This window comes from Flavobacterium saccharophilum (genome assembly GCF_900142735.1).
GTDB classification, from domain to species: domain Bacteria; phylum Bacteroidota; class Bacteroidia; order Flavobacteriales; family Flavobacteriaceae; genus Flavobacterium; species Flavobacterium saccharophilum.
Window position 1 is genome coordinate 571,691 of sequence record NZ_FRBY01000004.1, and the last position, 16,118, is coordinate 587,808.

Annotated in this window: 7 protein-coding genes; 3 read left to right on the forward strand and 4 right to left on the reverse strand. The window is 33.4% G+C overall.

Annotated features, from left to right (window positions below; translation table 11 throughout):
• Window positions 1–26: 26 nt before the first annotated feature.
• The 4 genes from BUA98_RS15495 to BUA98_RS15510 all read right to left on the reverse strand — a co-directional run bounded on the left by BUA98_RS15495 (window position 27) and on the right by BUA98_RS15510 (window position 11,599).
• A complete protein-coding gene (locus BUA98_RS15495) occupies window positions 27–893 on the reverse strand; it encodes a class I SAM-dependent methyltransferase (RefSeq protein WP_072973978.1) in 867 nt (288 codons plus the stop codon).
• A 496-nt stretch (window positions 894–1,389) separates the two neighbouring features.
• Entirely contained in the window at window positions 1,390–2,178 is a 789-nt protein-coding gene (locus BUA98_RS15500) for a 4'-phosphopantetheinyl transferase family protein (RefSeq protein WP_072973980.1), read from the reverse strand.
• Entirely contained in the window at window positions 2,165–6,184 is a 4,020-nt protein-coding gene (locus BUA98_RS15505) for a non-ribosomal peptide synthetase (protein ID WP_086065368.1), read from the reverse strand. Before BUA98_RS15505 ends, BUA98_RS15500 begins: the two co-directional genes overlap by 14 nt.
• A 60-nt stretch (window positions 6,185–6,244) precedes the next feature.
• Window positions 6,245–11,599, reverse strand: a complete 5,355-nt coding sequence (locus BUA98_RS15510; protein ID WP_072973984.1) for a type I polyketide synthase — start codon at window positions 11,597–11,599, stop codon at window positions 6,245–6,247.
• A 923-nt stretch (window positions 11,600–12,522) separates the two neighbouring features.
• On the opposite strand from BUA98_RS15510, the gene BUA98_RS15515 reads away from it, so the two are divergent.
• From BUA98_RS15515 to BUA98_RS15525, 3 genes are read left to right on the forward strand one after another with little or no spacing between them, the layout of a single operon-like run.
• Complete coding sequence (locus BUA98_RS15515; protein WP_159433475.1) at window positions 12,523–12,948, forward strand: T9SS type A sorting domain-containing protein; 426 nt, start codon at window positions 12,523–12,525, stop codon at window positions 12,946–12,948.
• A 4-nt stretch (window positions 12,949–12,952) separates the two neighbouring features.
• Window positions 12,953–13,690 carry a hypothetical protein gene (locus BUA98_RS15520; protein ID WP_072973987.1) on the forward strand — a complete coding sequence of 246 codons (738 nt, stop codon included), beginning with the start codon at window positions 12,953–12,955 and terminating at the stop codon, window positions 13,688–13,690.
• Window positions 13,687–15,867, forward strand: a complete 2,181-nt coding sequence (locus tag BUA98_RS15525; RefSeq protein ID WP_072973989.1) for a hypothetical protein — start codon at window positions 13,687–13,689, stop codon at window positions 15,865–15,867. Before BUA98_RS15520 ends, BUA98_RS15525 begins: the two co-directional genes overlap by 4 nt.
• The last annotated feature ends 251 nt before the right edge of the window (window positions 15,868–16,118 follow it).

Genomic DNA, 16,118 nt, shown 5'->3' on the forward strand with positions numbered 1-16,118 from the left:
ATTAAAGACTTATAAGAATCAATGATTCATTTTTTTTCTCCCATTGCCACAATCATTTCACAAGGGCCAATAAAACGGTTATCGGATTCAAAATTTTTAAGTTCATTTTCGATCTCAAGCCATACAGAGTCTTTTTCCATATCTGATAAACTGCTTAACATTTGATGCAAGGCACCAAAAGACTCTTTTTCAAACTGTACACATTCAGCCGCTGAAGATAAATGTAGGGGTGAATCAACAAGCTCAGATTTTATATTAACAAATCCGGCATCAGTAAATGCTTTCTCTATAACACCTTCAGAACCTAAACTGAAGGGGCCTGGCTGACCTACTAGTGGTGGTGGTAATTTAGCGCGGTTTCGAATGATCGAAACAGGGATGGAGAAAAATTTATTTTTTTCTGGGGTCGAATAAACAATTGCGGCTACTTTTCCACCGGGCTTTAGTACCCTTAAAATTTCTTTCAATGCCTTTTGTTGATTGGGAAAATAAATCAAACCAACCCTCGAAATTACAGCATCAAAGGATGCATCATCCAGTTCCAGATTCTCACCATCCATTACTCTTGTTTCAACATTATGTAAGCCATTATCAGTGACCATTTTTTTGGCATACTCAAGAATATTAGGAGAAATATCTGTCGCTAAAACATAACCTGAGATCCCTACTTTCTTTGCGGTAGTAATGGTTTGTTCCCCAGCTCCGGCAGCAATATCCAAAACGTGGCTGCCTTTCGTAATATTAGCAAGTTCCAGCATTCTGTCAGTTGAAGGCCCCAGCCACTGATGCAACGTATCACTCCATCGGTACCAGGCGTTAGCTGCTTCTTGCCATTGTTCACGCGTGGTGCTTTTATACTTGATAGGGTCAAATTGCATGTTATTCGTTTCCATAATAACAGTATTTTATATTAAAGTTATGCTAAATTGCTTATTACCGGTTTTTAATAACCATGAAACGGCTTGAATCAGCTCAAAATTGATTGAGATTGATTATTCTGTAGGGCTTGTTATGAGGCATTACTAGAGCTGATAAAGTAGTACTCAGAGGTAATTCAGTTCCAATTCTATTACAGCTATTTTAAGGAATAGGAAGAAAAATTACTTTTACTTAAAATAGAGCTATATGTCAATTTTGCTATTAGCCCTAGTGTTTAAATTTGGCCTAAAAGAATAGTGTGTGCAGGTAACATCTTCAAGATACAAATTTACTCAAAATAATACATAATGTCCATTATAAGGGGAATTAATAATAGTTTAAGATACTGCAAATTAGTATTTTAACTCTTTTAGTTTTGGCAGGAGAATACCTTGACTTTTTATTACAAGCTTGTAGTTAACTAAAAGTTTTTTTTCATTATTACAGTTACAGTTAAAGTTATCAAATTATTTATTTAATTGGAATTAGCTTTAATAAATCTGTCATAGTATTTGGTATGCTATACATTTTTAGATTATTAGATATTGGTGATAAACCTTCAAAAGCTATAGCGCCCAAATAGTAATCTGAAATCTCAAAACTATATACCTGCCAGTTTTGAGTATTTTTTATTAGACTAAAGTCTACATTATGGTATCCGTCTAATGATGGAATATACTTAAAATCTTCATCAATACCTTTTCCTAATGCTTTGACAAAAGATTCTTTTCGCGTCCATAAACTATAGAAAGTTTTTTTCTTGTCAGCGGCGTTTTGTATTGTTAATCTTTCCTTTTCATCAAAAATATCTGGCAGAAGATTTGTGAATTTAAAGTCTTCAGATAGATATTCAATATCTATTCCCACTTTTTTACGTGAAATTGCAATTATTGCAAAGTTTTCGGAATGTGAAATATTGAAATGTAACCATGGATGTGAAGCCAGATACGGTTTTTTATTAAAATCATAATCAAGATAAATATTTTTTACAGCTAATTTAGTATAGGCTCCTAAAATTATTTTTAAAATCGCTCTGTATGTAATGAATCGGTTTCTGTCTATTTCTTTGTAAAAGCGTTTTGCTTTTTTAATTTCTATTGAATTAAGGAACTCATACAAATCAGATTTTAAATCGATGAAGTCAGGTAAATAAATACAGTAAATAATTATATCATTAGTATTTAATGAATATTCCTTACCAGAGAATAACTTAACACTCTTGATATTTGAAAAAGAAATATAGAGTCTAGATGTCTTCATGTTTTTTATCTAAAACATCCTGAATTAGTCGCGCTAATACTCTATCATTTGGTGGCGACACAATGTCTAAATGATTACCTGGGATATTATGAATTGTTACGCCCTCTAATGCCGCTTTTTTCCATCCTAAATGCGTAGGGTCTAATTTATAGTTAATATCATCTTTTGCTCTAAATAAGTCTACTTCAAAGTTTTGTGGTTTAAGGTGATAGCGATCAACAATTTTTTTAACCAAATTATCAGCTTCTATGAATTGTTTAAGGGCCAAAGCTTCTTGTTCAGTCATCGTATCGTTCTTGCCAAAATGTCTTTTTAAGATATAATCTTTTTTCCCATTAAAACGCATTTTAAAACCCTTCCAGCTCAATAGCATTTCTTTTAAAAAGTCTAATCTTCTGTGGGTAATATCAAAGTATCTGACTAATTGTTTTCGTCTGTAACTTCCATAATAATAAGAAGAATCAGCATAAGAGTCAAGTAGTGCCGTTAGGGTTACTGTTTTTCCTTGTTCTTTTAACTGACGCGTCATTTCGAAGGCAACAATGCCACCAAAAGAAAAACCTGCTAAGGCGTATGGTCCCTTTGGGTTTACTTTTATGATGGCATTTATATAATGTGTTGCCATAGCTTCAATTGATTCATACCATCCATCAAAACCTTTCGGTTTTGTGCCCTGAATACCATAAATAGGTTGATCCTCATCAAAGTGTTTACTTAAATTGATAAAGTTTAAAACATTAAGTCCTGCTCCGTGTACGATAAAAAGAGGTACTTTGTTTCCATCAGGTTTTATTGGGACTAAACATTCTGCATAAATTTCGGTTCCCGTGTTTAGTAGCTTAGCAAATTTTTCTACTGTTGAATATTTAAATAAAGCAGACAACGGAATTCGCTTGCCAGTGTGTCTCTCTATTTCAATCATAACTTTTACTCCCTTGATTGAATGTCCTCCCATCTCGAAGAAATCACTAAAAATATCGATATTCTGTATGTTTAAGCTTTCTTTCCAAATAGCCGCAACTATACTTTCTTCCTCTGTTCGGGGAGCGGTATATTTAACTTTTTTAACTACTTTATAATTTGATAATGCTTTACGGTCTATTTTGCCATTAAGCGTTGTTGGCATTTTCTCTATTAAATTAAAATTATGTGGAATTAATTGTGACGGTAATTTTGATGCCAAAGCTTCGCGCCATATAGGTATTAGATTTTCATTACTTTCTATATTGGAATGAGGAACAATATGTGCTACAAGAAAATTTTCGTCAGCTAATACAACGGCATATTTGATGCCATCAAGTAATAGTAGTGCTTGTTCTACTTCTCCTGGTTCGATACGATGTCCTCTAATTTTAACTTGTTGATCGATACGTCCTAAGCATTCTATTTCGTTGTTTGGAAGTATTTTTCCTAAATCACCTGTACGATAAATTATATCGTTTTTGCCTGCAGAAAATCTATTTTTAATAAATTTTTCTGATGTAAGTTCTGGTCTTTTCCAGTAGCCTTTTGCAACACCGTCACCACCTATTACAATTTCACCAATCTTTCCTGGTGCGGCAAGTTGTCCTTGCTCGTCAATGATGTAAAATTGTGTATTTGCAATAGGTTTTCCAATTGTTATTACTTTATCATCAGTATTTATTTGTTTTATGGATGAAAAAATGGTAGTTTCTGTTGGACCATAGACATTCCAAAGCGTATGGCATTTACTTACAAGTTCTTTGGCAAGATCTTCTGGCATAGCTTCACCACCGCATAAAGCTTTAAGCGGTAAAGGTTCAGTCCAACCAGAGTCTAAAAGCATTGACCAGGTTGTAGGAGTCGCTTGGAGAAAATTGATGTTTCCTTTTTTTATTAATTCAAGTAAAAGTCTTCCATCTCTGGCTGTTTCATGGTCTGCTATTATTAATGTTGCGCCTTTAATAAGTGGTAAATACAATTCTAATCCTGCAATATCAAAGGAGATAGTGGTTATAGATAATATTCTGTCATTTTCGTTAATACCTGGTTCTAAGGCCATACTCAAAAGAAAGTTAACCAAATTTTTATGGGTGATAGGAACTCCTTTTGGGTTGCCGGTTGATCCTGATGTATACAGTATATAAGCAACATTATCGGAACTAACGGTAAAAGCAAGCGGTAAGGCAGAATATTGGTTTAATAAATCAATAGCATCTTCTATAAAAATAGTATGCGACCATGACGGTAAGGATGCAAATAAAGTTTTACTGGTTATTAACATCTTTGCATCAGAATCATTAAGCATAAAATCTAAACGTTCTTTTGGATATTCGGGATCCAATGGTATATAGGCTGCTCCACATTGTAAAATTGCTAATAAAGTGTAAAGCAGTTCCGGGCTTCGTGAAAAAGAAACGGCAATAAAATCACCAGATTGTATTCCCTGCGCTTTTAAATAATGTGCTAATTGGTTCACTTTTTCATGTAACCCGGCGTAAGTAGTTTTTGAATCATGAAATTCTAAGGCTATATTTTTAGGTGTAATTTCTGCTTGTTTTCTGAGTAACTCCGTCAACGTTACATTTGGATATGGCATTTCAGTACTATTTAAGATGTCGTAATCTGCTAAATAGTTGCCTCCTAGTAAATCTGATAATGGATTGTCTGAACCTGATATTAGTTTATGCATTATATCTTCAAATGAAAGCATCATTTGATTTATTTTTTCTGGTTTGAATAATGTAGTATTATAGGACCATTGAAATATAGGTCCATTTTTAGATTTAAAAATATGAAGTTGAATTTCGAAGGTTCCGTATTCTCTCGGATTCATGTTTAAATCGTGAGTAAGACCCGTAAATGAAAATTCATTTTCGATAGTCCGATTCAAATCAACTGTTAGTATAACCGGAACTAACGGAATTCTTGAAGGGTCTCTGGGAATTGCAAGACTCTTAAGAAGATGACCAAAACTAACTTGTTGATGTTCATACGCATCAAACAACTGAGAATTTCTTTGCTTTAGATAGTCTAAAAAGCTAATGTCAGGATTAATTTTACTACGTAGTGGAAGTAAATTAACGCAATCTCCAATCAGTTGTCGCATATCATATAATGTATTTCCTGAAGAAGGGAATCCTACAACCAAATCGTGTTGCCCAGTAAGCTTGCATAAAAAGACCTCAAAGGCTGCTAGTATTGTGGTCACCAAACTACAACCGGCATTAATTCCTATATTTTTTAGTGAGGTTATAATTTTATCATCTACAGGAAAATCGAGACGATCACTATTATAGGTTCGTAATGATGGTCTTTCGTAATCTAGTGGTAGTTCCATTATGGGAACTGATTCTTTATAGATATTTAGCCAAAAATCTTCTAAATTTTGATATTCAGTACTTTCCATAAAAGAATTTATTTTTTCAGCAAAATCACTGAATCGCTCCGGAGCAGGAAGCTTCGGTACTTTATTTTCAATATACGCTGAATAAATTGTGCCGAGTTCTTCTAACATTATATCAATACTTAGTCCATCACCTATAATATGGTGAATTGTAAGGGTGACTAAATATTCAAAATCTTCGACATTAATTACACTAACTCTTAACAGAGGACCATTGACAAGGTCAAAAAGAGTGTTCACTTCTTCTTTAACTATACTTTTTATTGAATTTTCTTTTTCATTAGCTTCCAGGTTAGAAAAATTAGTATAAGAAATTTTGACATCACCTCCCGTATAAATACACATAAAGTGTCCGTCTGGACTAAATGTGGCTCGGAGGCCTTCATGACGTTGCACTAGAGTTTTTAGCGCCTCTTCAAACGTATCTATAACTAAATTACCCTTAAATTTAATCGAAAAAGATAAGTTGTATGCTTTATTGGCTTCATCACTTCCAAAAATACAATCTGACCATATTTCCTGTTGTGAATTTGTTGAATAAATTACTCTTTCAATTTCAGGTAAAAAAGGATTAAATTGAATTTCATTTTCATTTTTAATTTGAGGTTGTGGTTGAGGTTTGTTTTTCATTACTATCATAATTCTATTTTTAAATGAAATTGCACAGTTTTTAAATTGACAACTTAAAATAATTTATTATTAATCATGGCTACCAGATTCCAATAGTTTCATCTTTGTGAATCTTCCTTTTTTAGTAGAATCTTCGATGAACCACGCTGGATTTCCGTTTTCATCTCGCCCCAATTTACTTCCTTTTAAAGGAGGCTCATTTGCCATTATGATATACTTTTTATCTGGAATTCTATTTTCTGATAATTGTTGATCATTAATTTTTGAGATCTTAAAAAGAATTTCAGGTTGCGGGGTTTCATGTGTTTCAAGGGGACTTTCAGGATTAAAATTAACTGCATCTAAATGTTCCATTTTAAGACTTCCATTAGAAGATTTTCCATTTAATGGCGTATTTTGATGATTTTGTAATTGGTCTATCTTTTGGCTTAAAAGATGAATTTGCTGGACAATTAGTTCCAATGAAATTTGATTGTGATTGGGAATTAATTGAGAGTCATTTATTAAAACATTAGATCCAATAGTTTCATTAGGAATTATTTCAATTTCTTTTTTTGGTTCACAAAGATCTTCTTCGGGAAGGTTAAGATCTATATAATCAGCTAAAAGAGATGGTGTTGAAAAAGCTTCGTTGAGTTGTCTGAAAGTAATTGGTAAGTCAAACTCTTTTTTCAATTTTCCTGATAATTGGGTCAGAGATAAAGAATCAAGCCCAAGTTCTAAGAAAGTATTTGATGCTGCGTCGGATTCATAATTTATTCCTGATGCATTTCTAATAATTTCCGAAATCTTAAAAAGTATTGAATCTTTTCTTGAATGGTTTGTTTGAAGAGTAGCTGTATCCGTTTCTATTGTAGTACTTTGCGTATTCAAAACCGGTGTTATATCAGCAGTTATAGTTTTTTGCAATACAGCTGTTTCAATTGTGCGTAAAGGTTCAATCCAGCATGGCTTGCGATCAAAAACATAACTTGGCAATTCGATTTTTTGTCTTTGTTGTTGATTAAAAAAAGCATGCCAGTCAGGGGTTATGCCTCTAATCCATAAGTCTCCTAAAGCATTTAACAAGGTAGAATATTCATTTTCTTGTTCATCCTTAGGAAAAGTTAGACTAGGAAAAGCAGGTATGACTTTACCAACAGCCTGTTGTCGCGCTAAAGTTATTAGAGTTTGCCCAGGGCCAACTTCTAATAATATATAATCATCCAAATCAAATGCGGTATCCATTGCATCTGCAAATCTCACGGTGTTTTTTAAATGGCTAACCCAATACATAGGATTTGTAGCTTCTGTATCTGTAAGCCAGGTTCCTGTTACTGTTGAAATAATAGGCAGGCGAGGTATATTTAATTTAATTTTTTCTACTTCATTTTTAAAAGATTCTAAAATAGGATCCATCATAAAAGAGTGAAAAGCATGACTGGTAAGGAGTATTTTGTTTGGAATCTCTTGCGAATCAAGTTTGCTATTAAAATCAGCAATATCTTCTTTTGTGCCTGAAACCACACAAAACTGCTTTGAGTTTATTGCTGCAATTGAAAGTGTGTCGGGAAGCAATTCATTTAATTTCTCAATAGGTACACGTACAGCCAGCATAGATCCCCCTGGAAGTTCGCTTATTAATCGTCCTCTCACAGCAACGATGTGCAATGCGTCTTTTAAATTCATTATTCCTGCCAAATGTGCTGCAGCAAATTCACCAATACTATGACCACAAAGAAAAGTTGGTTTTATTCCCCAACTCATCCATAATTGAGACAATGCATATTCGGTAACAAATAGAGAAGGTTGCGTTAAGCGGGTATCTTTTAAAAGTTCTTCTGCTTCAGCTGAGTTAATTTCAGGATAGATTATATGGCGAATATCTAATTTTAAATCTTCCATCAATAATTCAGCACATTTATCTACTGCATTGCGATATACTTGTTCATTATCGTAGAGGGTTTTACCCATTTGCAAGTACTGGGCTCCTTGTCCCGGGAATAAGAATCCCATTTCGCCAGGTACACTTTTTAAAAGTGCAGATTTAATACTTTTTGTTTTAAGAGAAATTAATTTTTCAACGGCATCACTCGCAGTATCGGCTATTAAAAAGCTTCTGTGGTTAAAATCGTCTCTGGTTACATTTAATGAATAAGCCACATCTGCTAAAGCTGTATTTTTTGAAGTATCAATAAATTTACCTAATTCATTTTCATAGCTCAATAAACTATTTTGGTTTTTAGCAGACCACATGAGTAGTTGAAGAGGTCGTGTAGTTGAAGGTGGTAAAGATTTCATCTCATATTCTTCGACAATAACATGAACATTTGTGCTTCCTATACCAAATGAGCTCACACCAGCTCTTCTTTTTCCATCTGCTTTCCAGTCAATTAATTTGTTATTGATATAAAATGGACTATTATCAAAATCTATATTTGGATTTGGTTTATTGAAATTAACCATTGGAGGTATTTGCTTGTGGCGCATTGCTAATAATGTTTTTATTAAACCTGCAACGCCTGCAGCTGCGGTGGTGTGTCCCATATTACTTTTTATGGATCCCAAAGCACAGTAACCATTTCTTTCTTGTTTACCATAGGCAATTTTAAGTCCTTCTATCTCTATTGGGTCACCAATGGGAGTTGCGGTGCCATGTGCTTCCATATAACTAATAGTTGAAGGTGATATCTTAGCATCATTAAATGCATTAATTATTGCTCCGGCCTGACCTTTAGGACTTGGTGCCATAAAACTACCTTTCTCGCCTCCGTCGTTATTTACACCAACGCCTTTAATAACTCCGTAGATAATATCTCCATCTTTTTCAGCTTCTTCTAATCTTTTAAGTAAAACAACTCCGGCACCATCACTAAAAACGGTACCTTTTCCAGAAGCATCAAAAGATCTGGTAGAACCATCAGGGCTTTTAATAAATCCATCATCATAAAGATGACCGCTATTTATCGGTGAAGTTACGCTGGAACCTCCCGCAAGAGCGATGTCGCACATTCCTGTTCTTATTGCTTTTACGGCTTCAGCAATTGCTAATAAAGAAGTCGAGCAAGCTGAATGTACACTAACAGAAGGGCCTTTTAAATTTAAATGATACGAAGTTCTGGGTGCAATAAAATCTTTTCCGTTAACAGTATAGATTTGAAGTTCGCCTATTGAACTTTTTAACTCTTTGTTTGAGAATATATTATTTTCGTAGTAAGTATTAATTTCACTGCCTGAGTATACTCCAATACTTCCTTTATAATGTTTAGGCAGATGCCCGGATTGCTCTAATGCTTCAAATGAAATTTCCAGAAACACTCTTATTTGCGGATCCATAGCGGCCGCGAGTTGTGGGTTTAATCCAAAGAAATTGGCATCAAATGTTTTGGCGGAAGGCAAAATTCCACGAGCACCTATATAAAGCAGGTCTTTACGAAGACTTTCAGGCAAATTAATATCTAATTCGTCTTTTGTAAAATAGGATATGGTTTCTTTTCCAGTTTTTAAATTTTCCCATAATTCCTCTATCGAGTCAGAACCGGGAAATCTTCCAGCCATGCCAATTACTGCGATATCTGCAGAAACGTTTTGGTTATTAGTCTCTTTAAATACAAACAAATCTTCCTTATTATTTTCTCCATTTTTATCCTCTCCAAAGACTGTGGCAAGCTCCCTAATTGTAGGATAGATATACATTTTTGAAACAGGTATTTCGATCGATAAACGTTGTCTCAATACCGAAGTAATTTTTTGTGCCAATACAGAACTTCCTCCAATATCAAAAAAATCATCATCTATGCCTATACTTGTTATTTTTAATTCCTCACTCCAGATTTTTGCAATATCTTTTTCTAATTGTGTATTGGGTTTTTTGAATAGAGGAGCAGATTCAGGTCTGCTATGTTCAGGAACGGGTAAATTCTTTTTATCAATTTTTCCATTTGGTGTTATTGGAAAATCATCTACCTGAACATATTTCGAGGGTAATAATATTTCGGGTAAAATTTTTGAAAGTGCCTCATGAATTATTTTTTCATCCTTTAGTTGTTCAGTGGATTTAAAATAAGCTATAAGTTTATCTTCATTTCCATAATAATTGCTTACAATTACTGCTGACTGTTTTATTCCTGGAAAACTATTTAAGGCAGTTTCAATTTCACCTAATTCAATACGATGTCCTCTAATTTTAACTTGGTGATCTATACGCCCCAAACATTGAAATTCTCCATTCTGTAATAATTTTCCTAAGTCACCCGTACGATAAAGAATAGCATTTGGTTCTGTCGAAAAGGAATCTGGAATAAATTTTTCAGCTGTAAGCTCCGGGCGTTTCCAATAACCTTGTGCGACTCCATCTCCACCAATTACTATTTCTCCAATTGTTCCGGGAGCAACAGCTTGTCCTTGCTCATCTAATAAGTAAATTTGTGTGTTTGCAATAGGGCCTCCAATCGTAATTAATTCATCATCTGCATGAATTTGTTTTATAGCGGACCATATTGTAGTTTCTGTTGGCCCGTACATATTCCAAAGCGAATCACATCTGGCAATTAATTGGCGTGCCAGATTTAAAGGTAAAGCTTCACCGCCACAAAGTGCTTTTAGACTCAACGGGGTTTCCCAGCCAGAATCAATTAGTAATTGCCATGTTGTTGGAGTAGCCTGTAATATGGTAATTTCTTTTTTTTGTAAAAGCTGAAACAAAAGCTGCCCATCGCGAGTAGTTTCATAATCAGCAAAAACTACGGTCGAACCGTTAATTAATGGTAAAAATAATTCGAGACCTGCAATATCAAATGAAATTGTTGTAATCGACAATAATTTGTCTTCTACTTTTATGCCCGGCTCAATAGCCATGCTATATAAAAAGTTTACCAAATTTCTATGAGTTACTGTAACGCCCTTGGGCTTTCCGGTAGATCCGGAAGTATACATCATATATGCAACAGTTTCATTACTAACAGTAACTGAAACGGGTAATATAGGATATTCTTCCATTGCGGACAATGCGTCCTCGAGCAATATTGTTTTTGAATAAAGAGGCAATGAAGCAACAATTGATTTTGTGGTTAACAAAAAACTGGCCTCAGAATCTTCAAGCATAAATTCTAAACGTGCAGTTGGAAATTTAGGATCTAGGGGTAAATAGGATGCCCCACATTGTAAAATGGCAAAAAGTGCAATAATTAATTTTGGGCTTCGCTCCATAGAAACAGCAACTATTTGCCCGGAGGATAAACCTTGATCCAGAAAATAATTAGCCATTTGATTTATCTTTTTTGCCAATTCTTCATATGTCATCTTTTCATCTTCAAATTCAAGAGCTATTGAATTAGGGAAAATTTCAGCTTGCTCTGCAAAAAGTTCATGTAGAGCACTTTTAGGATAGGCAATTTTAGTCCAACTTATGTTGTTGTCTAAATTATTTTTGTTAGTTCTTTTCATTTTAATGGTATTAAAATTAAAGGTGATAAAAATAATATGATGAGTTTAGCGTCATGATATTTGTAATTTATTACTTAAAAAGAATGTTTTTTTAAGTAAATAGTTTGTTTATCTAACAAATAGATATGGGAGTTATAATTCTTTTTTGGCTAATAATTTTGATGTAAAATATTTTGTATATCTGTTAATTAGCTATTAATGATCTTTTTAAAAGATTTTCTTCTTCACTTATACTTGTATGCTATTCTCATCTATGAATGACATATTCTAAATTAGATTTGGGGAATTTTATTAAATCTGATAAGTTGTTTACGAAACCAATTTCATTTACCAATTTTCCTTTTTTTCAACTGCAAGATTTTTATATGTAAATATCCTACCTATTTATCTTTCTGTTTTTTGTTTTAAAAGGCAATAATTCCTCGTTGAGACCAATTTACCCTTGAACAGGACAGTATTTATTCTGACAGAAATAAAATATTTAATTTTACGTGTTAATAAGTTGCTTTTGTTTAGATGTTTAGATGTTTTTTGGAAGGTAAATATCTAGTAATACCTGTTCTGATTTTTAAAGAAATCAGATATGATAATAATAAAAAAGGTGTTGAAAATATATTTCATGAAAACATAACCATTGTTATATTAGGTACGCTCCGGTTCATTATTTTTTTTTAGTAAAGAGGCAGGAGCACTATAAAGGATTTTTTCAATGTAGGTAAATAGTCATTAAAATACTACATTTAGTGCCGTTTATCGGAATTAAAATTAGTTATATCGGTTTTATTTTGTAAATAAATATTTTTGCAGTAAAATAATAAGCCTGTAAAACTGTGAAGTATCTAAATTTAAAAATTATTAATCTGCTCATAATTATGCTGTTGTTTTTTCCTTTTAAAGGAAATAGTCAAAATACACAAGATATTATGGAAACCATAATTACATCTGGTAGTAATGCAACAGGAAGTTCTGGTTCTGTAACTTATTCAATTGGCCAGGTATTCTATACTTATATAGGAGTACAAACAGTATATAATGTGGCTCAGGGTATACAACATCAGGAAAATGATGAAAATCTGGGTACACCCGAAATTGAAAAACCTACAACAGAAATATTTGTTTTCCCAAATCCAACGATAGATTTTGTTAATGTAAGTATGAAAGGAGAAGAGCTGGAAGGTGCAAATAGAGCCTATCGTCTTTATGACTTACAAGGCAGGCTTTTGAAACAAAATGTAATTACTCAAGCTGAAACCCAGATTAGCTTAAATAATTTTAGTTCATCCCTTTATGTACTGACGATATATGTGGATAATAAACTTTATAAATCTTTTAAAATATTAAAAAAATAAGATAATGAAAATTGCACTTACGATACTTTTATTTTTGACTTTTACCTTTACAGTATTTGCTCAAGCACCTGAAAAAATGAGTTATCAGGCAATTATTCGCGCACAAGATAATAGTCTGATCATGAATTCGAGAATTAGCCTTAAAGTTATTATACATCAAAGTACTGTTAGCGGAACAAGTGTATATACGGAAACGCATTCTCCTACTACAAATAACAACGGATTGGTTTCTCTTGAAATTGGAACAGGAACTGTTTCGATAGGTAACTTTAGCCAGATAGCATGGGATAAAGGACCTTATTTTATAGAAACGCAAGTTGATGTAAACGGTGGTGCTAATTATAATATTACCGGAGTTACACAGCTTTTGAGTGTGCCTTATGCATTACATGCAAAAACTGCTGACAGAGTAGTAGGAGGCGTAACTCCTCCCATTACTAAAGCGACGGTCATTACGTTTACTTCTTCAAGAAACATTGCCATTACAGATGTGAATAATACAATAGAATGTACCACATCGGCTACATTAACATTAACTGCTGATTTTGGAAGCATGCTAGTGGGTGAGACTATTAATTTAGAAGCGCATAACGGTGCAGTATTGACAGTTCAAGCCTCATCAGGCGTATCAATTAACTACAATGCAAATGGTAGTGGAAAATTTACCAGTATTGCTGGAAACGTAAGGTTTGGTTTTCTTAGAAAAACGGGCACAAATTCCTATATTATATCTGGACAATGAAACATTTAATATTTTTTTTACTCTTTACGACTATAGTTTTTTCACAAAACTATCATTATGCTATTGATGATGCTCCCGTAAAGACTCCAGAAGTACCATCGGGAGTTAATAATCAATTAGAAGAAATTAAATATTTTGAGGCTTTTTTGTTACCTATTGCACAAAAAGCGAGTATTCAGGCGGCTTTAGACTTGCATGGTGCTGTACGATTAGAAAAAGGGGATTATTCAGGAGTAGATATTGTCATGAAAAGCAATCAAAGGCTTTATGGTTATCCATCATTAACCAAAGTATCTAATATTACTATAACAGCAGGAAGTACCGGAGTTGTTTTAGAAAACTTGCTTCCACAAGATAAAACGATAACGCTTCAGGCAGGAGGAGTAATTTCTAATTGTACTTTTAAATCCATAAAGTGGGCAACTTTAAAGGCAACAAATGCAACTTTTACAAATAATACCTTTATTAATTACGGTGGTAATATTTTAATAGATTGTAGTCAGTCTGGTTATTTTAGAAATAATAAATTTATAAAACACCAATCTGGGGGGTTAACGACGGTTTTGACTATGAAAGGAAATACCACGACTCCTAGTTATGGTAATGTGCATTTGCACACTAATTTTCTAACACCTCATGGAGATACAAGCGAACTGGATAATTTAGTATCGGCTACTTTTGTTGGTATTGATGCGGAAGGATGGAATCTTACCGGAGATGGAACAAAAGCCATGTTTAAGGCTAGTAATATGGGTAATGTTAAAATAACAGATTTGGGAGGCGGTAATTCATATTCTGCAGTTAGAACAGGAGCTTATGACATCGATGCTGCTAATGTATCGATATTAAATAAAAAACTTTTTACAGAATTTGATGTAATATCACCCAGAACTAACATGATATTGATTGGTGCTTTAGGTGGGTATAAAAGAGGAAGCGGAACAGTTACCGGATATGATCTCTGGGGAAATTTAGACAACACCAATTCTCTAAAATATAATAACATTGAACAAACTGCCACTATAACTAATACAGCAATAATTTCAAGTGTTAGCGCTTCTATTTTAGGAAATCAATATACACCGTGGAGTCGACCAACATGGGAGACATTACCAGATCCTACAGGTGTAAATTGGAGAGATGACAGAGCAGGTAAAACAGATAGTACAATTTATATTCAGAACTTAATAAATACAAATGGAGTTGCAGAACTTCCAGAGGGTACCTTTTATATTAGCTCTACTTTAAAAGTTCCTCTTGACAGAGCTCATGGAATTATGGGTAAGGGTACAGGAAAAACTACCATAGTAGGGATGAAAGATGATTTTCCTTTAATAACGCTTACTGGTGGTCAGGACGACAATTTTGTATTGGCACATTTGACGCTGCAAGGCGGCAGTGTAGGTGTTTATTCATCGCAAAACTTTGGTACACAGCATATGAGTTTTGTATGGTTAAAATATGTAGTATTTAGAGATCAAAATTATGGCTTTCAGTTAGATCAAATGATGGGCTTTGATAATAATTTCTTTGATAATATTTCTTTTGTAAATTGCAATAAAGGATTTTTTCAAGATCCTCTTGTAAACGGAGATTCTGATCATTCCAGCTTTGTTGATAAAACGATGTTTTACAGAGGTCAGTTTATAAATTGTACTACAGCAGTTTCTATGCTAGCAACAAGAGCAGATAATTTAAATGCCTGGGTAGATTGTAAATTTAGTGGAGGACAAACTGCTCTTACTTTAGGTGGAAACAATTATCCAATAGCTGCCAATTGTGATTTTACAGGATTTACAGGAAAGCAAGTTATAAGCAGTGGAGATATCTCCCTTTATAATTCTAATTTTTACAGTAACAGCACTACAGCTTCAACTATTAAATCTATTAACTCCTATATTGAAGGATGTAATTTTTCAGATGCAACAACTTTATTTTCATCTGTCATATATAATCCTGTAAATGCTTATATCGTAAACTCTACTGTGACAAGTACAGTATCCTCTTTAGTAATAGATGGAGATTGGAACAGTAAATACTCAGGAGTATTTATGAATAGTAATTTTAAGTCAAACCCCACACTTAGCAAGCTGTTAGTAAATGTAAAAGAAGGTACGGCAACCGTAATTATAAATACAGCTTCTAATCCTTATCCACAGCTTTTAGTTACACGATAAACATTATAATTTTTTATATACATCTAACTTAACTGATCAATTTATTTATTGGTCAGTTTTTTTTGTTTTAAATACTATTTGCAAAACATATAGTTATTAGACGTATTATCTTGCTTCTTCTATTATTGGACGAATTATTGATCAAAAATCCCAAATGAGTTCTAAAAAAAACTCAGATACTTTCTTAGTTTATAAAATCTGATTTAAAAAGTTTTCGTGCACCGTTTTAATTAAAATTTATTTTTGGTAGG

Coding starts and splice junctions, on each gene's coding strand:
- BUA98_RS15495 (WP_072973978.1), bottom strand. CDS start 893: ATGGAAACGAATAACATGCAATTTGACCCTATCAAGTATAAAAGCACC.
- BUA98_RS15500 (WP_072973980.1), bottom strand. CDS start 2,178: ATGAAGACATCTAGACTCTATATTTCTTTTTCAAATATCAAGAGTGTT.
- BUA98_RS15505 (WP_086065368.1), bottom strand. CDS start 6,184: ATGATAGTAATGAAAAACAAACCTCAACCACAACCTCAAATTAAAAAT.
- BUA98_RS15510 (WP_072973984.1), bottom strand. CDS start 11,599: ATGAAAAGAACTAACAAAAATAATTTAGACAACAACATAAGTTGGACT.
- BUA98_RS15515 (WP_159433475.1), top strand. CDS start 12,523: ATGGAAACCATAATTACATCTGGTAGTAATGCAACAGGAAGTTCTGGT.
- BUA98_RS15520 (WP_072973987.1), top strand. CDS start 12,953: ATGAAAATTGCACTTACGATACTTTTATTTTTGACTTTTACCTTTACA.
- BUA98_RS15525 (WP_072973989.1), top strand. CDS start 13,687: ATGAAACATTTAATATTTTTTTTACTCTTTACGACTATAGTTTTTTCA.